The 21,395-nt window shown below is 68.6% G+C and carries 23 protein-coding genes and 1 tRNA gene; 17 read left to right on the top strand and 7 right to left on the bottom strand.

The annotated features are described in order from the left end of the window. Position 1: 1 nt before the first annotated feature. From ilvN to serA, 6 genes are all read left to right on the top strand, one after another. Positions 2-511 (top strand): acetolactate synthase small subunit, encoded by a 510-nt coding sequence (gene ilvN, locus ACTU3I_RS14665; protein ID WP_442926454.1) that lies wholly within the window; start codon positions 2-4, stop codon positions 509-511. A 38-nt stretch (positions 512-549) separates the two neighbouring features. After that, positions 550-1,575, top strand: a complete 1,026-nt coding sequence (gene ilvC / locus ACTU3I_RS14660) for a ketol-acid reductoisomerase (protein WP_442926453.1) — start codon at positions 550-552, stop codon at positions 1,573-1,575. A 96-nt stretch (positions 1,576-1,671) separates the two neighbouring features. After that, positions 1,672-2,286 (top strand): cyclodeaminase/cyclohydrolase family protein, encoded by a 615-nt coding sequence (locus ACTU3I_RS14655; protein ID WP_442926452.1) that lies wholly within the window; start codon positions 1,672-1,674, stop codon positions 2,284-2,286. 40 nt (positions 2,287-2,326) lie between these two features. Further along, the gene (locus ACTU3I_RS14650) at positions 2,327-2,821 is read left to right on the top strand and encodes a DNA polymerase III subunit gamma/tau (RefSeq protein WP_442926451.1); all 495 of its coding nucleotides are present in this window, start codon (positions 2,327-2,329) and stop codon (positions 2,819-2,821) included. Beyond that, the gene (locus ACTU3I_RS14645) at positions 2,818-3,156 is read left to right on the top strand and encodes a bacitracin resistance protein (protein WP_442926450.1); all 339 of its coding nucleotides are present in this window, start codon (positions 2,818-2,820) and stop codon (positions 3,154-3,156) included. Before ACTU3I_RS14650 ends, ACTU3I_RS14645 begins: the two co-directional genes overlap by 4 nt. A 117-nt stretch (positions 3,157-3,273) precedes the next feature. Then, complete coding sequence (gene serA, locus ACTU3I_RS14640; protein WP_442926449.1) at positions 3,274-4,875, top strand: phosphoglycerate dehydrogenase; 1,602 nt, start codon at positions 3,274-3,276, stop codon at positions 4,873-4,875. On the opposite strand, the gene ACTU3I_RS14635 is transcribed toward serA, so the two are convergent. After that, positions 4,862-5,416, bottom strand: a complete 555-nt coding sequence (locus ACTU3I_RS14635; protein ID WP_442926448.1) for a TetR/AcrR family transcriptional regulator — start codon at positions 5,414-5,416, stop codon at positions 4,862-4,864. The two genes, serA and ACTU3I_RS14635, sit on opposite strands and share 14 nt — an antisense overlap. A 73-nt stretch (positions 5,417-5,489) precedes the next feature. On the opposite strand from ACTU3I_RS14635, the gene ACTU3I_RS14630 reads away from it, so the two are divergent. From ACTU3I_RS14630 to ACTU3I_RS14610, 5 genes are all read left to right on the top strand, one after another. Beyond that, positions 5,490-7,025: an MFS transporter gene (locus ACTU3I_RS14630; RefSeq protein WP_442926447.1), complete on the top strand. Its 1,536-nt coding sequence runs from the start codon at positions 5,490-5,492 to the stop codon at positions 7,023-7,025. A gap of 26 nt (positions 7,026-7,051) precedes the next feature. After that, entirely contained in the window at positions 7,052-8,104 is a 1,053-nt protein-coding gene (locus ACTU3I_RS14625; RefSeq protein ID WP_442926446.1) for a 3-isopropylmalate dehydrogenase, read from the top strand. Between the two features lie 42 nt (positions 8,105-8,146). Further along, on the top strand, positions 8,147-9,253 hold the full coding sequence (locus ACTU3I_RS14620) for a branched-chain amino acid aminotransferase (protein WP_442926445.1): 1,107 nt from the start codon (positions 8,147-8,149) through the stop codon (positions 9,251-9,253). Between the two features lie 148 nt (positions 9,254-9,401). Further along, the gene (locus ACTU3I_RS14615) at positions 9,402-10,166 is read left to right on the top strand and encodes a fumarylacetoacetate hydrolase family protein (protein ID WP_442926444.1); all 765 of its coding nucleotides are present in this window, start codon (positions 9,402-9,404) and stop codon (positions 10,164-10,166) included. After that, entirely contained in the window at positions 10,159-11,430 is a 1,272-nt protein-coding gene (locus ACTU3I_RS14610; protein WP_442926443.1) for an MFS transporter, read from the top strand. Before ACTU3I_RS14615 ends, ACTU3I_RS14610 begins: the two co-directional genes overlap by 8 nt. Here the strand turns inward: ACTU3I_RS14610 and ACTU3I_RS14605 are convergent. Further along, positions 11,381-12,442, bottom strand: a complete 1,062-nt coding sequence (locus ACTU3I_RS14605) for an aminotransferase class V-fold PLP-dependent enzyme (RefSeq protein ID WP_442926442.1) — start codon at positions 12,440-12,442, stop codon at positions 11,381-11,383. The genes ACTU3I_RS14610 and ACTU3I_RS14605 overlap by 50 nt on opposite strands. A gap of 81 nt (positions 12,443-12,523) precedes the next feature. Here ACTU3I_RS14605 and ACTU3I_RS14600 point away from each other — a divergent pair, with 81 nt between their 5' ends. The 3 genes from ACTU3I_RS14600 (at position 12,524) to ACTU3I_RS14590 (ending at position 15,176) form a co-directional block, all read left to right on the top strand. Next, positions 12,524-13,483, top strand: a complete 960-nt coding sequence (locus tag ACTU3I_RS14600) for a LysR family transcriptional regulator (protein WP_442926441.1) — start codon at positions 12,524-12,526, stop codon at positions 13,481-13,483. Between the two features lie 11 nt (positions 13,484-13,494). Further along, complete coding sequence (gltX, locus tag ACTU3I_RS14595; RefSeq protein ID WP_442926440.1) at positions 13,495-15,012, top strand: glutamate--tRNA ligase; 1,518 nt, start codon at positions 13,495-13,497, stop codon at positions 15,010-15,012. A gap of 92 nt (positions 15,013-15,104) precedes the next feature. Beyond that, positions 15,105-15,176, top strand: a tRNA-Gln gene (locus tag ACTU3I_RS14590). 67 nt (positions 15,177-15,243) lie between these two features. Here ACTU3I_RS14590 and ACTU3I_RS14585 read toward each other — a convergent pair. From ACTU3I_RS14585 to ACTU3I_RS14575, 3 genes are all read right to left on the bottom strand, one after another. Next, on the bottom strand, positions 15,244-15,786 hold the full coding sequence (locus ACTU3I_RS14585) for a dihydrofolate reductase family protein (protein WP_442926439.1): 543 nt from the start codon (positions 15,784-15,786) through the stop codon (positions 15,244-15,246). A gap of 199 nt (positions 15,787-15,985) precedes the next feature. Next, positions 15,986-16,750, bottom strand: coding sequence for a hypothetical protein (locus ACTU3I_RS14580; RefSeq protein ID WP_442926438.1), 765 nt, complete (start codon positions 16,748-16,750; stop codon positions 15,986-15,988). Between the two features lie 61 nt (positions 16,751-16,811). Beyond that, positions 16,812-17,012, bottom strand: coding sequence for a hypothetical protein (locus ACTU3I_RS14575; RefSeq protein ID WP_442926437.1), 201 nt, complete (start codon positions 17,010-17,012; stop codon positions 16,812-16,814). 192 nt (positions 17,013-17,204) lie between these two features. On the opposite strand from ACTU3I_RS14575, the gene ACTU3I_RS14570 reads away from it, so the two are divergent. Further along, a complete protein-coding gene (locus ACTU3I_RS14570; protein ID WP_442926436.1) occupies positions 17,205-18,254 on the top strand; it encodes a hypothetical protein in 1,050 nt (349 codons plus the stop codon). Here ACTU3I_RS14570 and ACTU3I_RS14565 read toward each other — a convergent pair whose 3' ends face one another. Together ACTU3I_RS14565 and ACTU3I_RS14560 are read right to left on the bottom strand one after the other, a co-directional pair. After that, entirely contained in the window at positions 18,255-18,563 is a 309-nt protein-coding gene (locus tag ACTU3I_RS14565; RefSeq protein WP_442926435.1) for a hypothetical protein, read from the bottom strand. Between the two features lie 234 nt (positions 18,564-18,797). Beyond that, a complete protein-coding gene (locus ACTU3I_RS14560) occupies positions 18,798-19,406 on the bottom strand; it encodes a recombinase family protein (RefSeq protein WP_442926826.1) in 609 nt (202 codons plus the stop codon). Between the two features lie 246 nt (positions 19,407-19,652). Here ACTU3I_RS14560 and ACTU3I_RS14555 point away from each other — a divergent pair, with 246 nt between their 5' ends. Further along, positions 19,653-20,477 carry a hypothetical protein gene (locus tag ACTU3I_RS14555; protein ID WP_442926434.1) on the top strand — a complete coding sequence of 275 codons (825 nt, stop codon included), beginning with the start codon at positions 19,653-19,655 and terminating at the stop codon, positions 20,475-20,477. A 245-nt stretch (positions 20,478-20,722) separates the two neighbouring features. Continuing rightward, positions 20,723-21,295, top strand: coding sequence for a hypothetical protein (locus ACTU3I_RS14550; protein ID WP_442926433.1), 573 nt, complete (start codon positions 20,723-20,725; stop codon positions 21,293-21,295). Positions 21,296-21,395: the final 100 nt, after the last annotated feature.

Here is a 21,395-nt window from a genome sequence, read left to right as displayed (position 1 = left end):
CATGCCCAGTCACGTGCTGAGCCTCCTGGTGGAGGACAAACCCGGTCTGCTCACCCGCGTGGCGGGGCTCTTCGCCCGCCGCGGGTTCAACATCACGTCGCTCGCGGTGGGCGTCACGGAGATCCCCGGGCTGTCGCGCATCACCGTGGCGGTGGACGTCGAGGATCTACCCCTCGAGCAGGTCACGAAGCAGCTCAACAAGCTGATCAACGTCATCAAGATCGTCGAGCTCGACCCCGCGTCATCCGTCCAGCGCGAGCACATGCTCGTGAAGGTGCGCGCCGACAACGCCTCGCGCTCGCACGTCCTCGAGGTCGTGAACCTCTTCCGCGCCTCCGTGGTCGACTACGCACCGGACGCGCTCGTGGTGGAGATCACGGGCGACAAGGGCAAGGTCGACGCGTTCCTGCGCGCCGTCGAGCCCTTCGGCATCCGGGAGCTCGCCCAGTCGGGTCTCGTCGCCATCGGCCGCGGCGGCAAGAGCATCAGCGAGCGCGTGCTCCGCAACTGACATCCACTTCGCAACGACACAACCAAGGAGAACACCCCATGGCAGAGATCTTCTACGACGACGACGCCGACCTCTCAATCATCCAGGGCAAGAAGGTCGCGATCGTCGGCTACGGCTCGCAGGGCCACGCGCACGCGCAGAACCTCCGCGACTCCGGCGTGCAGGTGGCCATCGCGCTGAAGGACGGTTCGAAGTCGACCGCCAAGGCGCAGGAGGACGGGTTCGAGGTGCTCTCGGTCGCGGATGCGACGGAGTGGGCCGACCTGATCATGATCCTGGCGCCCGACCAGCACCAGCGCGGAATCTACAGCGACTCGATCAAGGACAAGCTGACGCCCGGCAAGACCCTCGCGTTCGCGCACGGGTTCAACATCCGCTTCGGCTACATCGACGCGCCCGAGGGCGTCGACGTCATCCTCATCGCCCCCAAGGCCCCCGGCCACACCGTGCGTCGTGAGTTCGTCGCCGGGCGCGGCATCCCCGACATCATCGCGGTCGAGCGCGACGCGTCCGGTTCGGCGTGGGCGACCGCCCTGTCGTACGCCAAGGCCATCGGCGGCACGCGTGCGGGCGTCATCAAGACGACGTTCACCGAAGAGACCGAGACCGACCTCTTCGGCGAGCAGGCCGTGCTGTGCGGTGGCATGAGCCACCTCGTGCAGTACGGGTTCGAGACGCTCACCGAAGCCGGCTACCAGCCCGAGATCGCCTACTTCGAGGTGCTGCACGAGCTGAAGCTCATCGTCGACCTCATGTGGGAGGGCGGCATCGCCAAGCAGCGCTGGTCGATCTCCGACACCGCGGAGTACGGCGACTACGTCTCGGGCCCGCGCGTCATCGACGAGCGCGTCAAGGAGAACATGCAGGGCGTGCTCGCCGACATCCAATCGGGCGCGTTCGCAAAGCGCTTCATCGCCGACCAGGACGCCGGTGCTCCCGAGTTCCTCGCCCTGCGCGAGAAGGAGGCGCAGCACCCGATCGAGACCGTCGGCAAGGAGCTGCGCTCGCTCTTCGCGTGGAAGCAGGCCGACAGCGACTACGTCGAGGGAAGCGCCGCGCGCTGACCCCCTCTTCACAACTGCGAGGGGTCGCGACACGCCGCACGGTCCGCCGTGCTCGCCGCGTGTTGCGACCCCTCGCGGCCGTTCTAGGGTGGGCGGATGCAGACCGACCCGGATGTTCCGACCTCACTCGGACTGGATGACTGGCTCGCGCGCCTCGCGGCGCCCACCGGCGCCCCCGGCGGCGGTTCGGCCGCGGGCGTGCTCATGGCGATCGCGGCGGCGCTGCTGCACATGGTCTGCGCGTACACCCCCGACGAGCCGCGCGCGGCCGCGGCGGCCGAGCGGGTGGGGGCCCTGCGTGGGGAGTCGCTCTCGGCCGCCCGGCTGGACGGCGTCCGCTCGGTCGCGCTGGGTACGGCGTTGCGGGAAGACACGCCCGACCGCGACGCGGCGATCACCGCTGCCGCGTCAGCGGCGGCCGCCTCCTCCGCCGGCCTCGCGGAGATCGGCGTCGCGCTCACGGCCGAGCTGCGCGTCATCGCCGAGGTCGGCAACCGCGCCTATGCCGCCGACACGGCCGTCGCGGGCGAGTCGTTGCGGGCGGGGATCGGCGCCGCCCTGGTGAATCTGCGGTCGAACCTGAAGCTCGCCGCCGCGCACGCCGACGCGTCGCATCCGGCCGCGGAGGACTCGGGGAGTGCGGCCGCCGTCGACCGTGCGGAGCATGCGCGCACCGCCGTCGACGCCGTGCTCGCGGCGCTGGCCGCCTGACTCCTCTCGGCGGCGTGGTGCGGACCCATAGGCTGGGGGAGTGAGCACCGGACGCGACGACGACGCCCTCTCGTGGGACGGTGACGAGGATCCGACGCTCGACGGCGGCCGTGCCCGCCCCGCGACGCCGGAGTCGTCGCCCTCCGAACCGCTGCCGAAGGGGTTCACTCCGGTCGGCCGGGGGAGTCGTGCGGCGCGTGCCGCGCAGACGGCGGCCGACGAAGCCGTCGAGCCCACGCCCCTCGGCAATGTCGCGCTGGTGGCGCTCGGCATGATCGCCGCCGCGCTGCTGCTCTTCGCCGTGGGCTGGCTGATCGTGAGCTTGCGGCTCCAGGCCGTGCAGGGAAACCTGCCGGTTCCCGCGCCCACGCTCGTCGGCATCACGCTGGCCGCGGCGGCCGCCCCGCTGGTGTGGTTCGTCACCGTGTACGCGCTGACCCGGCACGCGCGCACGTGGGTGCGCTTCGTGTGGCTTCTCGCCGGCGTCGTCCTGCTCGTCCCGTGGCCCTTTCTCGCGACGGGGGCGTTCGCATGACCGCCCAACCTTCGCGCCGGACGCGCCCCACGTGGGTGACGGTGACCGTGGCCGCGCTGTTCGGACTGTTCTTCGCGTTCCTCGTGTGGAGCGCGGTGGATCTGCTCATCCAGCAGGCGGCGGGCCCCCTGGGTCTCAACGGCCTCGGATGGTCCGTGCACCTGCTCCCCGTGATCTTCCCGATGGTCGCCTTCGGTGTCGCCTTCGGGCTCGGATGGCGTCGCCCGCTCGGCGCGTTCGCCCTGATCCTCGCCGCCGGGCTGGGGGTCGCCGCGGTGTTCTGGGTGAACATCCTGGCGTACGCGGTCACATCGTTCGCCCTCTACGGCGGCTGACGCACGCCGTCACACGGTCGGAGAGCCTCCCGGGCCCACGCTAGGCTGGCGAAAGCCCGCCCCCTCGTGTGCGGCGCGGCACCCCTCTCACCCGTGTGCACTCCGAAGGATCCACCTGTGACGAAGCCCGTCGTCCTCATCGCCGAAGAACTCTCACCCGCGACGATCGAGGCCCTCGGCCCCGACTTCGACGTGCGAACCGTCGACGGCACCGACCGCCCGGCGCTGCTGTCGGCACTGTCCGACGCGAACGCCATCCTCGTGCGCTCCGCCACGAAGGTCGACGCCGAGGCACTGGCCGCGGCGCCGTCTCTGAAGGTGATCGCGCGCGCCGGCGTCGGTCTCGACAACGTCGACATCAAGGCCGCCACCGCGGCCGGCGTCATGGTCGTCAACGCCCCGACCTCCAACATCGTGTCGGCGGCGGAGCTCACCGTCGGGCACATCCTGAGCCTGGCCCGCCGGATCCCCGCCGCGCACGCCTCGCTCGCCCAGGGCCAGTGGAAGCGCAGCGCGTTCACCGGCACCGAGCTGTTCGAGAAGACGGTCGGCATCGTCGGCCTCGGCCGCATCGGCGCTCTCATCGCCGCCCGCCTCCAGGCGTTCGACATGCGCGTGGTCGCCTACGACCCGTATGTCACGAGCGCCCGCGCGCAGCAGCTCGGCGTGCAGCTGCTCACGCTGGACGAGCTCCTCGAGCAGGCCGACTTCCTCACCATACACATGCCGAAGACGCCCGAGACCACCGGCATGATCGGAATCGATCAGCTGCGCCGGATGAAGCGCACCGCGTACGTCGTCAACGTCGCGCGCGGCGGCCTCATCGACGAGGACGCGCTGTACAAGGCGCTCACCACGAACGAGATCGCCGGAGCGGGCCTCGACGTGTTCAGCACAGAGCCCCCGGTCGAGGACGGACCCGCCCGCCGCCTGCTGGATCTGCCGAACGTCGTGGTCACTCCGCACCTGGGCGCCAGCACCGAAGAGGCGCAGGAGAAGGCGGGCGTCTCGGTAGCGCGCTCGGTCAAGCTCGCCCTCGAAGGCGATCTGGTACCGGATGCGGTGAACGTCGCCGGTGGCGAGATCGATCCGTTCGTCCGCCCCGGCATCGCGCTGGTGGAAAAGCTCGGGCAGTTCTTCAGCGGGCTGGCCGAAAGCGCCCTCACGAGCCTTGACATCGAGGTGCGCGGGGAGCTCGCGGCGTACGACGTAAGCGTCTACCGCCTCGCAGCTTTGAAGGGCATCTTCAGCCGCATCGTGAGCGAGAGCGTCTCGTACGTCAACGCGCCGCTGTTCGCCGAGCAGCGGGGCGTCGAGACCCGGCTGATCGTGGAAGCGGAGAGCCCGCTGTACCGCAACATCACGATCCTCCGCGGAACGCTCGCCGACGGCTCCGTGCTGACCGTGGCCGGCACGCTGGCCGGCACCCGTATGGTTCCCAAGGTCGTCGAGATCAACGGCTACGACATCGAGGTGCCCCTCGAGCGGTACCACGTCGTCATGCGCTACCCCGACCGCCCCGGCATCGTGGCGATCTACGGCCAGAAGCTCGGCAACGCCGACATCAACATCGCGGGCCTGCAGGTCGCACCGGATGACACCGGGCGTGCGCTGTCGGTGCTGACCGTCGACTCGCGCGTGCCCGAGGAGATCCTCGATGAGATGCGCGCTGCCGTCGGCGGCGACCTCTTCCGTCAGATCGAGATCACCGAGGAGTGACCCCGGCCGCCGACCGCACGAGCGCGATGAGCGCGTCGAGCTCGTCGGCCGAGGGAGTGGGCCCCGGGACCGACCCGACCGCCAGCGCATTATTGAAATAGAGCCCGTCGCTCACCAGCATGACCAGCTGAAGAGCGGTCTCGTCGCGCGTGTGCGGGCGGATGGTGTCTTCCCACAGCTCCCGGATGCGCCGAAGGGCGGCGACGGCGGCGGCGTTCCCGTTCTGCGCCAGACGTGAGACGGCGACGATCGCGAGGTCCAGGGGAGTGCCGGTGTTGAGCGACGTGCGGACGAAAGCTGCGACGGGCCCCTCCGGCGACTCCGACATCTCTGCCACGTCCTCACCGGCGAGGAGCTCCATCCGCTCGATGAGCCCTGCCTCCAGAGCCTCCTTCGACGCGAAGTGGTAGAGCAGCCCACCCTTGGACACCCCGGCGGCGCGGGCTGTTGCGTCCATCGTCGCGGCGCGTTCACCGTCGGCGGCGAGGATCTGCGCGAAGGCGTCGAGAACGCTCTCCCGCGCCCGCGGCGGACGACTCATGGCGGCTCCCTTTCTGACAGCGGTGATCTGTTACTATACCGTCTGGACGGTTAAGAAAAGACGATTGCACCTCATGCTCAACACCACGGACCCTACTTCCACCCTGACCACAGTGCGCGCCGACTGGCGCGGGTGGGCCGCACTGGCGGTGCTGATGCTGCCCGTTCTGCTCGTCTCGGTCGACAACACCGTGCTGAGTTTCGCGCTCCCCGCCATCGCGCTCGACCTGGAGCCGACGAGCATCCAGCAGCTCTGGATCATCGACGCCTATCCGCTCGTGCTTGCGAGCCTGCTCGTGACCATGGGAACCCTCGGTGACCGCTTCGGGCGCCGGCGGATGCTGCTCATCGGCGCGACCGGATTCGCTCTCGTCTCCGCCCTCGCCGCGTTCGCCCCCTCGGCGACCCTCCTCATCGCCGCCCGCGCGCTGATGGGGGTGTTCGGCGCGATGCTGATGCCGTCGACCCTGTCGTCCCTGCGGGCGATCTTCCGTGACCGCGATCAGCGGCGTGTCGCCATCGCGGTGTGGGCGGCGGGGTTCTCCGCCGGCTCCGCCCTCGGGCCGATCGTCGGCGGGATCCTCCTCGAGCACTTCGCATGGGGCTCGGTGTTCCTTCTCTCGGTGCCGGTGCTCATCCCGCTCCTGGTGCTCGCACCGCTCCTCGTCCCGGAGAGCCGTGACCCGAACCCCGGACGCGTCGACCTGATCAGCATCGGGCTGTCGCTGGCGACGATGATCCCGATCGTCTACGGCATCAAGGAGCTCGCGGTCGAGGGCATCGCCAGCCCCGCCCCGGTGCTCTTCGCCGTCGGTCTGCTGTTCGGCGCCCTCTTCGTGCGCCGGCAGCTGCGCCTTCCCGTCCCGATGCTGGACATGTCGCTCTTCCGTCAGGGCACCTTCTCGGGCGCGATCGTGGTGAACCTGTTGAGCGTGGTCGGGCTGGTCGGGTTCTTGTACTTCGTCGCGCAGCATCTGCAGCTGGTGGTGGGGCTCACGCCGCTTCAGGCGGGCCTCGCGCTCGTCCCCGGGCTCGTCGCCATGATCTTCTCCGGGCTCCTCGTCGTGCCGGTCGCCCGTCGACATCCCGCTCGGGTCATCGTTCCGGCAGCGCTCGGCTTCTCGGTGGTCGCCTACATCATGGTGGCGTTCGGGACGGCGGAGCTGCCGATCCTCGTCACGGCGTTCGTCGCCCTCGGGATCGGGATCGGCGCCGCCGAGACCGTCTCGAACGAGCTCATCCTCTCCAGCGCGCCGTCCGCGAAGGCCGGTGCGGCAAGCGCCGTCTCGGAGACCGCCTACGAGTTGGGCGCCGTGCTCGGCACCGCCATCCTCGGCGGCATCCTCACCGCGCTGTACCGAGCGCAGCTCGTGCTGCCCGCCGGACTCCCGGATGCCGCGGCGGACGCTGCCCGGGAGACGCTCGCCGGCGCGGTCGCCGCATCCGAAACCCTCCCCGCGGACGTCGGCGCGGCACTCCGCGACGCCGCTGCACACGCCTTCGACTCCGGGGTGGTCGTCACGGCGCTGATCGGCGCCGTGCTCATCGTCGTGGCCGGGGTCGTCGCGGCCACTACCCTGGGAGCATCCCGAGGCGCATCGAAGAGCTGACGCGCCGAACCCTGACAAGGAGTGTCATGTCGCGCGTCGTGAAGCTGGCCGTCATCCCGGGTGACGGCATCGGACCCGAGGTCATCGGCGAGGCCGTGAAGGTGCTGGAGGCCGTCACGGCGGTCTCGGATGTCACCTTCGAGCGCACGGAGTTCTCTCTTGGGGCGGCGCGCTACCTCGAGACCGGCGACACGCTCACCGACGACGACCTCGATGCGATCCGCGCCCACGACGCCATCCTCCTCGGCGCCGTCGGGGGTGTCCCGGGGGACCCGCGCCTGAAGGACGCGAACATCGAACGCGGCCTCCTGCTCAGGCTCCGCTTCGCGCTGGACCACTACGTGAACCTCCGCCCGGCCAGGCTGTACGCGGGCGCTCCCGGCCCGCTCGCCGAGCCCGGCGAGGTCGACTTCGTGGTCGTCCGTGAGGGCACGGAAGGGCCGTATGTCGGCAACGGTGGCTCGATCCGGCAGGGGACGCCGCACGAGATCGCCAACGAGACGTCGGTCAACACCGCCTTCGGCGTCGAGCGGGTCGTGCGATACGCGTTCGCGCTGGCGGAGCGGCGACGCAAGAAGCTGACACTCGTGCACAAGACGAACGTGCTGGTGCACGCCGGCGGCATCTGGAAGCGCGTCGTCGACGAAGTCGCCGCGGAGTACCCCGACGTGGCCGTAGACTATGCCCACGTCGACGCGGCCACGATCTACCTGGTCACGAACCCGAGCCGCTTCGATGTGATCGTCACGGACAACCTCTTCGGCGACATCCTCACGGACCTGGCCGGCGCCATCACCGGTGGCATCGGCCTCGCAGCCTCGGGAAACATCAACCCCGACGGCGCCTTCCCGTCGATGTTCGAGCCCGTGCACGGCTCGGCGCCCGACATCGCGGGGCAGCAGAAAGCCGACCCCACCGCGGCCATCCTCTCGGTCGCGCTGCTTCTCGACTCGCTCGGCCTCCGCGACGAAGCCGCTCGTGTCACGCGCGCGGTGGAGGACGACATCGACACCCGCCGCGGCACCGCCCGCACGACATCGCAGATCGGCGACTCGATCGCCGCTCGACTCCGGGTCTAATCTGAGTCGAGCGGTTACCGCCGCACTCCTGATAGGACGAACATGACCCTCATCGACACCGATCCCGACACCGGCCTCGACCCGCTCGAGTTCGCCGTCACGCGCAACCTCACCGCCAAGTCGCCGGCTCAGCGCGAGCAGATCCTCGCCAACCCCGGCTTCGGCACGAACTTCACCGACCACATGGTCGACATCTGCTGGTCGGTGAACGGCGGATGGCACCGGCCCCGCGTCTCCCCGTACGGCCCGATCTCGCTCGACCCGGCCGCGGCCGTGCTGCACTACGGCCAGGAGGTGTTCGAGGGCATCAAGGCGTACCGTCACGCCGACGGCTCCGTCCACACGTTCCGTCCCGACCAGAACGGCCGCCGCCTGCAGCGCAGCGCCCGCCGTCTCGCGCTCCCCGAGCTGCCGGTGCCGTACTTCATCCAGTCGTTGCGCGAACTCATCGCCATCGACGGCGACTGGGTGCCCTCCGGCGAGGACCAGAGCCTGTACCTGCGCCCCTTCATGTTCGCCAAGGAGGCCTTCCTCGGCGTGCGCCCCGCGCACAAGGTCGCGTACTACCTGATCGCCAGCCCCGCAGGCGCCTACTTCAAGGGCGGCGTGAACCCGGTGTCGATCTGGCTGAGCGAGGATTACGCCCGCGCGGGCAAGGGCGGCACCGGAGCGGCCAAGACCGGCGGCAACTATGCCTCGAGTCTGTTGCCGCAGTCCGAGGCCTACGAGCACGAGTGCGACCAGGTCGTCTTCCTCGACGAGAAGCGCAACGTCGAAGAGCTCGGCGGGATGAACGTCATCTTCGTCTACAAGGACGGCACGCTCGTCACGCCCGAGTCCGACAGCATCCTCGAGGGCATCACGCGCGACTCGATCCTGCAGCTCGCGAAGGATCGCGGTCACAAGGTCGAGGGCCGCGCCGTCTCGCTCGACGAGTGGCGCCAGGGGGTCGCATCCGGCGACATCACCGAGGTGTTCGCGTGCGGCACCGCCGCCGTCGTGACACCGATCGGTGTGCTCAAGGGCAAGGACTTCTTCGACGAGCAGCCCACCGGCACGCTCGCCCTGGAGCTGCGCAAAGAGCTCACCGACATCCAGTACGGCCGCATCGAAGACCGGCACGGCTGGCTGCTGCGCCTCGACGCCTGACGGTTCGTCTCGCCTCCTCGCTCGGCGGCGGGGGCAGACTAGACCGCGAGACTGCACGTGCACCACGAGACTGCGTCCGCCGGATGCTGTCTCGTGGCGGCGGTGCAGTCTCGCGGTGCGGCGTTGCCCCGCTGAGTAGGCTGAACCGGTGAAGATCGCGCGGTTCAGCCACCAGGACGCCATCCGTTACGGCATCGTCGACGACGGCGAGCTCGTCGTCCTCGCGGGCGACCCTCTGTTCGCCGGCTTCGACACCACGGGGGAGCGGGTGCCGCTCGGCGATGCGGTGCTGCTGGCGCCGGTGATCCCCCGCTCCAAGGTCGTGTGCGTCGGCAAGAACTACGCCGACCATGCCGCCGAGATGGGCGGCGAGGCCCCCGCCGAGCCGCTCCTGTTCCTCAAGCCCAACACGGCCGTCATCGGTACGGGCGACGTCATCGTGCGGCCGCCGCAGTCGCAGAACACGCACTTCGAAGGCGAGCTCGCGGCCGTCATCGGCCGGATCGCCAAGAACGTCCCCGCGGAGCGGGCAGACGAGTACGTCTTCGGCTACACCGTGGCCAACGACGTCACCGCCCGAGACCTGCAGCGCAGCGACGGCCAGTGGTCGCGGGCGAAGGGCTTCGACACGTTCTGCCCGCTCGGGCCGGTCATCGAGACCGAGTTCGACGCCGCATCCGCCGTCGTCACGACCCGCCTGAACGGCGAAGTGAAGCAAGAGGCGCCTCTGAGCGACATGATCCACTCCGTCGCCGACATCATCGCGTACGCCTCGGCCGCCTTCACCCTGCTCCCCGGCGACGTGATCCTCACCGGTACGCCGGCCGGCGTAGGCCCGTTCGGCGCGGGCGACACGATCGAGGTCGAGGTCACGGGCATCGGCGTGCTGCGCAATCCGGCCAGGGATGCCTGACACCGCTGCTTCCGACTCCCTCGACGTCCGTCGTATCCAGCGCCGCACCGTCGCGGTGCTGGCCACTGCGCAGGTGCTCGGCGGCGTGAGCTTCGGAGCGACGCTGTCGCTCGGCGTGCTGCTGGCCGCCAACGTTTCCGGAGACGACTCGGTCGCCGGTCTCGCCACGGCGGCCGTCACCTTCGGCACCGCTGTGCTGGCGATTCCGCTCGCGGCGCTGGCGCGCCGCCGCGGTCGGCGCATCAGCCTCACCTCCGGGATGCTGATCGCCCTCCTCGGCGTCCTCCTGGTGTTCGCGGCGACGGGTGCGCGCTCGTTCCCGCTGCTCCTGGCCGCCTTCGCGCTCATCGGCGCGGGGCAGGCGGCCAACCTGCAGTCCCGTTTCGCCGCGATCGACCTCGCCGACGACGCCTCCCGCGGACGCGCGCTCTCGTTGGTGGTGTGGGCGACGACGATCGGCGTTGTGCTCGGCCCGAACCTCGTCGGACCGGGGGAGGCCCTCGGAGCCCAGTTCGCCCTCCCGACGCTCACGGGGCCGTATGTCTTCACGATCGTGGGGCAGATCCTCGCCGTGGTGGTCTACCTCGTGGCGCTCCGTCCCGATCCGCTCCTCCTCGCCCAGCGCCTGGCGATCCGGTCGCGGCACGAGGCGGCGGCATCCGGAGTCGCGCACGAGGACCGCCCGGGCGTTGCCCGCTACGCCATCTTCGCGGTCGCCGCGGCGCACGCCGTCATGGTCTCGGTCATGGCGATGACTCCCGTGCATCTGCTGCACCACGGTGCGTCGTTGTCGGTCATCGGATTCACCATCAGCCTTCACGTGGCGGGGATGTACGCGCTTTCTCCGGTGTTCGGCATCCTCGCCGACCGCCTGGGGCGCGGTGCCACCGTGCTCGTCGGGCAGACTCTCCTCGCGGCCGCTCTCGTGACGGCGGCCGCGGGTGCCGAGAGCATGGCGGCCGTCACCGCGGCGCTCGTGCTTCTCGGGCTCGGCTGGAGTGCGACGACCGTCGCGGGGTCGGCTCTTCTGACCGAGGCGTCGGGGGAGGGCGTGCGTACCCGCCGACAGGGCATCAGCGACTTCACGATGAGCATGGTCGGAGCCGTGGGCGCCGTGTGGGCCGGTCTCGTCCTCGGGGGCATCGGATACGCCGGATTGGCGACGGTCGCGCTGATCCTGGTCGCGGCGGTGTGCGTCGGCGCTGCGCTGACTCTCAGGACGCGAGGGCGCGAAGTGCGGAGTCCACGTCCTCGTCATCGTTGAAGAGGTGGAAGGCCACCCGCGCACGCCCCGCGCGTCCGGAGGCGACGATGCCGGCTCCGCGAAGCCGCTCCAGCGCCTCGCCGGCAGCATCCGGCCACGTGACGATGGCCGATTCGCGCTCGGGCGCCGGAAGCTCCAGCCCCTCGCGGAAGGCGCGTGCCAGGGCGGTGACGTGCGCGTGAAGCTCGAGGGCATCGACGTCCGAGAAGAGAGCGAGGGCCGGGGCTGCTCCTACGAACGCCTGCCACGACGGGGACACGTCGAAGCGACGGGCGGCAGGGGCCAGCACGGCTTCGCCGCCGTAGCACGAGGCCCACGGATCGTCGCCGGCGTACCAGCCGGCCTGCACCGGTCTCAGATGATCGCGGAACTCTCGCCGCACGGTGAGGAACGCCACGCCACGAGGAGCGCACAGCCACTTGTACGCGTGACACACGGTCACGTCGAAGTCGCCCGCGTCCACCGGCAGCCAGCCCGCCGCCTGCGTCAGATCGCAGAGCGTTCGCGCACCGGCTGCGGAGGCTGCCGCGCGGATCGCCGCCGCATCCGCGATCTCCCCGGTCGCGGATTGCACGAGTGAGAAGGCGACCAGCCAGACATCCGGGGCGACCGCGGCGGCCAGCTCGGCCAGCGGAGCCGTCCGCACGCGGATGCCGCGGCCGGCATGGACGAAGGGGAGCACCACCGAGGCGAAATCTCCCTCGGGGCACAAGACGACGGCGTCGTCGGGGATCGACGCGGCGATCAGCGACACGGCGACCGACGTCTGCGCCGCCAGCGCGACGTCGTCGACACCCACCCCCACCAGCCGCGCGTAGGACGAGCGCGATTCCTCGACGGCTCGCGACGCCGCGGCGATGTCGGGGCGTCCGGATGCTGCGCGCTGCAGGTCGGCCGTGACCGCGGCGACCGTCCCTCGAGGCGGGAGGCCCAGCGTGCAGGCCGCGAGATACCCGCGGCCCCCGGTGAACTCGGCACGAGCCGACGCGAGGGATGATCGAGCACCGGTCATGGAGCCAGCATCCTCCCGTCCGAAGCATTGCACCACGCCAGGTGATCAATGGAATCCATGCCGCCTCGTTATGCTTTCGCCATGACCGACGCCCCGATGATCGACGACTCGGTCGACGCGCACGCTCTCCGCGTGGTGAAAGCCCTCGCCGACCACGGTTCCGTCACGGCGGCCGCGGTCGCCCTGGGATACAGTCAGCCGGCCGTCAGCCAGCAGCTCCGTCGCCTCGAGCGGCGCGTGGGGCTGCCGCTTCTCGAGCGCGTGGGGAGGGGCGTCCGTCTGACCGAGGCGGGGCAGGTTCTCGCGCGCCACGCGGCGACGGTGACCACGGCCCTCGACGCTGCGGCCGGGGATCTCGCCGAACTGCGCGGGCAACGCGCGGGTCGGGTGCGCATCGCTGCGTTCCCCTCGGCTTCGTCCGCGGTGGTTCCGCGCGTGATCGCTGCCGTCACGGCGCAGCGGCCGGGCGTGACCATCGGGTTCATCGAGCTCGAGCCGCCGGAGGCGATCGCGGCGGTCCGCGAGGGCCGCGCCGACGTCGCCCTCACGTTCAGCTATGCCGGCGATCGTCGGGATGCAGCCGCCGAGGGGACCTCCGGCCTGTCTGTGTCGACGATCGGGTCCGACGATGTGCACGTGGTCGTCCCGACGCAGCATCCGCTGGCCGACCGCACGCGCGTGCGGCTCCAGGACCTCCGCGGCGAGCGATGGATCGCCGGCTGCCCGCAGTGTCGAGGGCATCTGCTCGAGGCCTGCAAGCGGGCCGGGTTCGAGCCCGAGATCGCGTTCGAGACCGACAATTTCGTCGCGGTGGAGAGCCTCGTCGCGCAAGGGGTGGGGGTCGCGATCCTCCCCGGGATGGCCGTCGCGTCGTTGCCGCTGCTGACCGGTGTCGCGGCGCCCCGCCTCCCCGACGCCGAGGCGCGCGCGCTGCACGTCGTCACGGCGCGCGGGGCGGAGCATGTTCCGGCCGTGCGCACGACTCTGGATGCGATCGTCCGCACCCTCACCGCCGAGGGGAGCGCCGGCGCGGCGAACTAGACTCGGACCCGATGCCTTCCTCGCCCGATCCCCGCACCACGACCGCCACCGGCGCCGACATCCGCGTGCGCTTCTGTCCGTCGCCGACCGGCCTGCCGCACGTCGGGCTCATCCGCACGGCGCTGTTCAACTGGGCGTATGCCCGCCATCACGGTGGAAAGCTCGTCTTCCGCATCGAAGACACCGATGCCGCGCGCGACAGCGAGGAGAGCTATCTGCAGCTGCTCGACGCGCTCCGTTGGCTGCAGATCGACTGGGACGAGGGCGTCGAGGTCGGCGGGCCGCACGCTCCGTACCGCCAGTCGCAGCGTCACGACATCTACCGCGACGTGCTCGACAAGCTCGTCGCATCCGGCGCGGTCTACGAGAGCTACTCCACCGCGGAAGAGATCGACGCGCGCAACGAGGCGAACGGCCGCGCGAAGCAGCTCGGCTACGACAACCATGATCGCGATCTGACGGACGAGCAGAAGGCGGCGTTCCGGGCGGCGGGCCGAGAACCTGCGTGGCGGCTTCGTGTTCCCGATGAGGATCTCACGTACGTCGACCTCATCCGGGGTGCGGTGACGTTCCCCGCCGGCACGTTCCCCGACTTCGTGATCGTCCGCGCCGGGGGAGTGCCGCTGTACACCTTCGTGAACCCGGTCGACGATGCGCTCATGGGCATCACCCATGTCATCCGGGGCGAGGACCTGATGCCGTCCACGGCCCGCCAGCTGGCCCTCTACCAGGCGCTGATCAACGCCGGCGTCACCGAGTTCGTGCCGCGGTTCGGCCACATGCCGCTCGTGCTGGGGGAGACGGGCAACAAGAAGCTCTCCAAGCGCGACCCGAAGGCCGATCTGTTCCTGCAGCGGGAGAAGGGCTTCATCCACGAGGGGCTGCTGAACTACCTCGCGCTTCTCGGATGGTCGTTGGCTCCCGACCGTGATGTGTTCTCGCTCGAGGAGCTCGTCGCGGCCTTCGACATCGCCGACGTGAACCCGAACCCTGCCCGGTTCGATCAGACCAAGGCGGAGTCGATCAACGGCGACCACATCCGGATGCTGGGCGCCGACGACTTCGCGGCGCGCATCGTCCCGTACCTGGCCGACGCCGGCCTGGTCGACGCCGTCCCGACCCCCGAGCAGACGGCGACCATCGCCGCCGCCGCGCCCCTCGTGCAGGAGCGGGTGCAGCTGCTCGGCCAGGTGCCGGGGATGCTGGCCTTCCTCTTCCGCAGCGAGGTGACCTACGAGGACGACGCGATGAAGGGGCTGCCCGCCAACGCCGGCGAGGTGCTGGTCGCCTCCGTCGCAGCGCTCGAGCTGGTGCCCGAGACCGAGTTCACGGCCGCCGCGGTGCAGGAGGCGCTGTCGCATGCCCTCGTCGAAGAGCTCGGGCTGAAGCCGCGTGTCGCCTACGGTCCTCCGCGTGTGGCGCTCACGGGACGGCGGGTGTCGCCGCCGCTTTTCGAGTCGATGGAGCTGCTCGGCAAGGCCGAGACGATCCGCCGCCTCGGGGGGCTTGTCACGCACCTCGCTGCCTGAGCGCAGACGACGCGCGCGGGCACTCGGCCGGTTTGGCGGCCCTCCGGGCGTCGTCTAGACTGGATCGTCGGCACCGCTTCGGTTGTGTCCGGTGGGGTATGGTGTAATTGGCAACACGGCTGATTCTGGTTCAGTTGTTCTTGGTTCGAGTCCAGGTACCCCAGCAAGCGATTCGTTGAGTTTCCGCAGTCACTGCATACTCCGAAGCATCCGGTCAGGGCCGAGCCGTCGCTAACGAAGGACGCGGTAGCGGAGGTGGGTCTCGCTCGCGAAGGCCGAGGTCTCGACGCGCTCGAGTTCGATGCGCTGACCCAAGCCGGCAAACAGGGAGATCCCCTCGCCGAGCAGCACCGGTGCGACGTCGAGGTGGAGCTCGTCGACGAGGCCGAGCTGGAGGCACTGTCGTGAGATGCTCCCGCCCAGGAGGCTCACCCACTTATCGCCGGCCGAGGCCTTCGCTAGCTCTACGGCCTGGGCGATGTCGTCGACCACGAAGGTGTACGTCACGCCGTCGCGCTCGATCGGATCGTGAGGGCTGTGGGTCATCAGGTAGACCGGCACCTTCAACATTCCACCGTACGGGATTTCACCATCCTCGATGGTCTGCGTTCGGTTCGCTCCTCCGACAACGGCGCCGATGCGCTCGACGACAGCGTTGACGACGTCGTCGTCTTCGGGAGCGGCGGGCCGGCCGAACATCCAATCGACGCTGCCGTTCGGGTCTGCGAGGAACCCATCGAGGCTGATGGTCGCGTGGACGATCACGTGGGCCATGAGATCTCCTTCACTCCTGCTGTTGCGGCGATGAGGACCCTTTCCCGTCGCAGAACCGCTTTCGCTTGTCTCTGTCCTAGCAGAGTGCGTGCGATGCGCAACTCTGGCCGCACGCGGCAGGGGGCACGTCCAGCGATTGCAGCGCGATTTGCTCCCAGCGGAACATGGGCAAGCGCGGGCACGTCGCTGACGTTACTGGCTACGCGAACATTTGGCGCAGCACGTCGAGGTCGCCAGCATCGAGCGCGTTCGCGATGACGTCAGCCTCGGCCGGGTCGGGATACAGCGCGCGTAGCTCGTTCGTGAAGATGTCACGCATTTGGTTGACATCGCCCGCCCAGGCAGCGGCGCTCATCGCTTCGACCGCGAGCTGGTAGGGAATCTGCTGGTAGCCGGCCTCAGCGCTCCGTGGGTTGAAGTACTCCACCCACGGGACCGAGCTGTCAGGAGCCAGCAGCAGTACCTCGCCAGGCTGGATCGTACGCGTGTGATTGAGGGTCGCGATAGTCAGCGCGTTTGCGATGCAGAACCGGTCACCGATCGCGTACAGCGCGTCACCGGGCTCGACCGTGTACGTCTTTACGTTGCCTTCCGCATCCAGGCCCGCCGTCCCCCGTGCAAGCTCGTTGACTCCCCGGTCGATCAGGTGGCCGTTGATGCTGGCGCGTCCGCCGCCTACGTGAAGCCAGCGCGTCTCCTCGCACCCTGCTGGGCCGTTCTCTGGGATCGCCGTGCCGTTGCCGACATACACGTACCCATCGCCCGACTCGCCCTGCATCCGCTTCTCGACCGCGGCGTCATCGCTCACCACTGAATCCAGCTCGGGCGACTCCTCGGTCGGGGCGGAGTTCGCCCATGACGAGACCACGCCGGCCACCGAAGCGACAGCGGGGGCAGCGAGGACGACGAGGCCGCCAACGACGAGTACGGCGGCTCCCAGGGTGACCCTGCCAGCGAGGCTCATGTCGCCACCATATTGGGCTGGCAGTCCGCGTGCCAGCACTGGTGAACCGCGGGGTCGGACCTCACACGTAGGCGTCGCGCGTTGGGTCGAACACGCCGGAGCCCACCAGCCAGTCCCGTGCGGATGCGGTCGTCAACCGTGCCACCCGGAAGGCCACCCCAATCCGCCCCAGCTCGGAACACCTGCCGGGCGTGAACGTGTCGTCGGCACCCTCACACACGACCAGATCGATCTCGAGCGCCGGATCGAAGATCTGACGCAAATCGATGAGGCCGCTGTTCGGGAATGAACCCGCTACTTCACACGGCGACCCCCGTAACCCGGCAGCCAGGCGTTCGCGGGGGCGGTGTAAGCACGGTGTCAAGGGCTGGCTGGCCGGCCGGCGGGTTCGTTAGACAGGGCTCAACGCCTGGGGGTGTGTGAGATGAGTCCGCGGTGGGCCGGTGTCGGGCTGATGCTCGTGAGCGTCGCCTTAGGGGCTGTCGCGGGCTGGGCGATCACGGATGCCCGCTGGTCGATCGCGGCCGCACTCGCGTTAACTGCCGCGACGATCGGGATGAGTGTGGGTGCCCTCTGGTTGCGGCGCCCATCGTGGGCCGACAAGACGTGGCCACCTGCGGGGCCGGAGCTCTCAGATACCGTCAGGGTGCGACGCTTCCTGCGTGTGCTCGGGACCATATTCCTCGCCCCGGTCCCGGTGCTTGTCGCACTGCTGGTCTGGGTTGCCGCGGATCCGGAGGTCCCGCGGGGAAGGGTGATCTTCTTCGGGCTGGCGGCGGTGTTGTACGCCGCGATCGGCATCGTGCTCCTCCGCCGCAGCTTCCAGAGTGGGTCCGGCGTGGTAGCTCACTTGTCGCACACGCAACACCCGTCCACTGCGGCCGATGACCGTGAGGAAGAAGTCGGCTGGCGGGCACTGGGGCCTCGGGCGGGCGGGTTCCATCTCCTCCTAGCGGGTGCATCATCGGTGTTCGCGCTGGTGTTCGTTGCGACGCTGCCGATGCAGATCCTCTCCCGCGTGGACGACGCGGTCATGCTCTTCGTCTGGTTGGGTCTCTTCGCGGCGGTGGCAGCGGTGGTGATTGTCGTTGTCGTTCGCCGTGCGGCCCCGCGCGTTCTTGTGAATGAGAAGGAGTCGAGGATTCGCGCGGGTAAGCGTGAAGCGGCGTGGTCCGAGCTGACCAGTGCAGAGCTGGTGGCGAGCGCGCCGCTGCCTGGATCGGAGCGGACCATCATCGTCGTGCTGCACGGGGCTGACGGTTTCCGCGCGCCGATCATGGTGCGCCGGCGTGAAGCGCTCACTCTCACCGATGCGGAGACGGCACTGGCGGCTCGGATCGTGGACGCATCCGCGGTCGAGTTGCCGCGCGCGAAAGAGGACCCGCACGGCAGGTTCTCCCGACAGCTGTATCCGAGCCACCTCACGAAGCAGCAAGCCCGAGAACTCATCGAGGACCCGCCCGCTGCCGCAGACCCACTCCCGGTCCAGACCGCACGTACCTGACTAATCGCCAGCGCCGTCCGGTCGGGCGGGAGCCGACTCCTGTGCGAGGCGTGTGCGGCGTCGCTGCCGCACCCAACCGACGATGATGAACACGATCATGACAGTGAGACCGACTGTCACCGCACCGTCGACCATCCACCCGGGAAGACCGAGCGCGTAGAACCCGCGACCGCTCGTCGGGCTCATCCGACGCTCCTCATCCAGCAGGAGGAACACGTTGATGACCAGCAGTGCGGGCAGGAAGATCAGTCCGGTCACCCGCACGCTGTTCTGAAGGCTGCGGTCGAGGTTTTCGTAACGCTTGGCCACACCAACACCTTGGAACGCCCCCCGGCTGACGTCGAGGTGTTGCGCGGACCACGGGTACCGATGTAGGTCCCGGACAGGCCGCCGGAACAGCAGCGGCGCTAGACGGATGTGCGTTCTGTCTGCCCATTCCGGTTCCTCGTCCGGGCAATGCGCGAGGGTGCGCGGCGGGTTTCCCCTCGGTCCGCGGCCGTTTCGGGTAGGACGCCCGACTTGGGGACCGCGGCTCCAAGGGTGCTAGAAGATGTGCGCATCGCAGGATGCGAGGAACTTCTCACGGCGATGCTGAAGCTGGCGGTAGACGGTGGCGCGGGAGACACTGAGTAGTTCCGCGATCTCGGTCTGGGTGTACTCGCCTCGATCGTGCACCTCGAACAGCGGGGCCCGCTGGGTCTTCGACAGCTTCGGCTGCTTTCCCTTCAGCCTCCCCTTGGCGCGGGCGACGCCCATCCCTTCCCTGGTGCGCATGCTGATCAGATCCCGCTCGAACTCCGCCACCATGGCGAGCACGTTGAACAGCAGGCGACCGACGGGATCGGTGGGATCGTACCGGTTCCCGCCGAGGCTGAGTGCGACGCCTTTCGACGTCAGTTCATCCGCGATCTCGCGCGCATCTCTCAGCGACCGGGCGAGCCGGTCGAGTTTCGTCACGACGAGAGTGTCACCGCTTCGCACCGCTGCAAGCGCCTCCCGCAATCCTCGTCGGGCGCGATTCGCGCCGGTCATGCCGTGGTCGACGTAGATGTGCGCGTCCTGAACGCCCAAACGCAGCAGTGCGTCGCGTTGAGCGGTGAGGTCCTGATCCGTGGTCGAGACCCTGGCGTATCCAATCTGTATTCCATCCATAGGCCCAGCGTCGTGCCGCGCCACTGACGACACACGATGAGGATCCTCATGCGGGCGTTGCGCGGTGAAGGGTCCGCTTCATGCAAGCGAGGTCAAGATGTTAACCCCTCCATGTAGTCGTCCCGCGTTAGAGTGCCGACGTCGCCGTTGTAGTCGAAGAGATCGCCCGATGCGACCGCGCCGGCGTTGCAACCACTTCGCGCGTGCTCCGAAATAGCATCGGGACATCCGACGTAGCCTGAATCGGTGGAGATGGATGACGACGAGCTCAGACGCATTTCTGAGTTCCTTGAAGCGCGAGTGCAGAGACCGGATGCGCAAGAATACGTTCATGCCAGCCGCGCCCGCCTGGAATCGATCGGCGAGCTACTTGACAGTGTGAAGATCGTCCCCGGGGGGCGGGCGTTCGCCGTTGATCGGCATTTCCATGAGACCTTCCTCCCGTCGGACATGGTGCGGACTCAACTTCGCCTGGCACAGCACTACATCGAATCTGCCTGCGGCGGTGGCGCGCCGGCTCTTACTTCATTCGTTGTGCTCAGAGTCGCGATCGAGTGCATGGCGACGGCGCACTGGCTCATCGCGGACCCTTCGGTCCGTGGCAGGGTCGAACGATTCCTCAAGCGGATGTGGTGGGACACCGAGAGCGCCGTTGATATGGCGGTTGCTGCGGACGCGGATCCCAATCTCAGCGCGGTGTACGACCTTGAAGAAACGATTCATGAGATCGCTGAGCCGATTAAGGGACTTGACCCGGAGAAGGTGACGACGTCCAAGAGAGTGGCGCTGAGCGGCATCGTTCAGGATGCTAGCCGCGCTGTGCGACCGAGCTACCCGACTTTGATGCACTCATGCTGGATGGCGTGCGCAGGTGTGTCTCACGGGAACATCCCGATCTCAGCTGGGATGGGTGTTGAGCCGCATGCGGTTCGGAACCCTGCGGAGCATCCGATGAGCATGAATGTGTACGCGAACTTCGTTGAGATCGCCGTGACTGGTCTGCAAACCACAGTCGAGTTGTTCATGCTGTACGCAGCGGAGGAGCATCAGAACCGGCGCCCCGTGAACTGATGGCGGCGGCGGTAGAACACCGTCCCGCGAACGGGAGATCATGAGTTCAAGATGATCCCCATCCGAACCGTGCCCGAATCGGGGACCTGGGTGGGCGGCCGCTCTTGGGTCCGCGCGTTCAGTTCCGGTGTAATCCGTGCTTACGCGTGTCCAGGGCTTCGTGCGGTCCACCGGCGCACGGATTCTCCTCGCCGCTCAACGGGACATCGGCCCAACCGAACGAACCATTGGATTAGAGTGCGGGCATGGCTGATCACGCTGGTTCGACTCCACCGCAGCGGTCGACGGGCGACCCCAGTGGAGCGAAGAAGACAGAGTGGTCTGATGGCGAGCGCGCTGATTGGGTTCAATTGGCCTATCAAGCCGGGATGGAAAGCGTGAAGGCGCAACGGGAAGAGCTGAGTGCTATGCGCACCCGAGCGCTTGCATTCACGGCGTTCATTGCGACTACCACTGGATTTCTAGTTGGCGCCGGGCTCAGCGCCGACGTAGTCCGCGACGATGGCTTTTATGCGCTGACGATCGCCGGATCAGTTTGCTTCGCCGTGCTGGCGATTCTTCTGGTGTTCGCAGTCGCTCCGTTCTTCCAGTTCAAGTTCATTCTCAAGCCAGATGACCTGATGGAATGGATGGAAGGGTCTGAGCGCGCCCCATCGCGGACTTGGGCACTGCGCGCGCTCGCGACTGACACGGTTCCCGCGATGATCAAAATGAACGAACGATCCCTAACCTGGATCCGCTGGCTCTATCGAGCGATCCTCGTATTCTCCTTGACTACGCTGACCATTTGGGTCGCTGTCGTATGGATGTATAGGTGAGCCCCGGGTCGCCGCCTGACCAGGAGCCACAGGCAGATCCAGCGCCCGAGCCCTGGAGGCCGCCGAATGATCCGGCACCCCCCAGCCGAACCGGGGTACG

The sequence above is a fragment of the Microbacterium sp. RD1 genome (genome assembly GCF_052220165.1).
In the GTDB taxonomy this organism is placed as follows: Bacteria; Actinomycetota; Actinomycetes; order Actinomycetales; family Microbacteriaceae; genus Microbacterium.
This window is presented reverse-complemented; position numbering and strand designations above follow the sequence as displayed.

Coding starts and splice junctions, on each gene's coding strand:
- ACTU3I_RS14645 (WP_442926450.1), top strand. CDS start 2,818: ATGACCGCCCAACCTTCGCGCCGGACGCGCCCCACGTGGGTGACGGTG.
- ACTU3I_RS14655 (WP_442926452.1), top strand. CDS start 1,672: ATGCAGACCGACCCGGATGTTCCGACCTCACTCGGACTGGATGACTGG.
- ACTU3I_RS14610 (WP_442926443.1), top strand. CDS start 10,159: ATGCCTGACACCGCTGCTTCCGACTCCCTCGACGTCCGTCGTATCCAG.
- ACTU3I_RS14550 (WP_442926433.1), top strand. CDS start 20,723: ATGGCTGATCACGCTGGTTCGACTCCACCGCAGCGGTCGACGGGCGAC.
- ACTU3I_RS14580 (WP_442926438.1), bottom strand. CDS start 16,750: ATGAGCCTCGCTGGCAGGGTCACCCTGGGAGCCGCCGTACTCGTCGTT.
- ACTU3I_RS14600 (WP_442926441.1), top strand. CDS start 12,524: ATGACCGACGCCCCGATGATCGACGACTCGGTCGACGCGCACGCTCTC.
- ACTU3I_RS14570 (WP_442926436.1), top strand. CDS start 17,205: ATGCTCGTGAGCGTCGCCTTAGGGGCTGTCGCGGGCTGGGCGATCACG.
- ACTU3I_RS14585 (WP_442926439.1), bottom strand. CDS start 15,786: ATGGCCCACGTGATCGTCCACGCGACCATCAGCCTCGATGGGTTCCTC.
- ACTU3I_RS14560 (WP_442926826.1), bottom strand. CDS start 19,406: ATGGATGGAATACAGATTGGATACGCCAGGGTCTCGACCACGGATCAG.
- ACTU3I_RS14630 (WP_442926447.1), top strand. CDS start 5,490: ATGCTCAACACCACGGACCCTACTTCCACCCTGACCACAGTGCGCGCC.
- gltX (WP_442926440.1), top strand. CDS start 13,495: ATGCCTTCCTCGCCCGATCCCCGCACCACGACCGCCACCGGCGCCGAC.
- ilvN (WP_442926454.1), top strand. CDS start 2: ATGCCCAGTCACGTGCTGAGCCTCCTGGTGGAGGACAAACCCGGTCTG.
- ilvC (WP_442926453.1), top strand. CDS start 550: ATGGCAGAGATCTTCTACGACGACGACGCCGACCTCTCAATCATCCAG.
- ACTU3I_RS14620 (WP_442926445.1), top strand. CDS start 8,147: ATGACCCTCATCGACACCGATCCCGACACCGGCCTCGACCCGCTCGAG.
- ACTU3I_RS14605 (WP_442926442.1), bottom strand. CDS start 12,442: ATGACCGGTGCTCGATCATCCCTCGCGTCGGCTCGTGCCGAGTTCACC.
- ACTU3I_RS14625 (WP_442926446.1), top strand. CDS start 7,052: ATGTCGCGCGTCGTGAAGCTGGCCGTCATCCCGGGTGACGGCATCGGA.
- ACTU3I_RS14635 (WP_442926448.1), bottom strand. CDS start 5,416: ATGAGTCGTCCGCCGCGGGCGCGGGAGAGCGTTCTCGACGCCTTCGCG.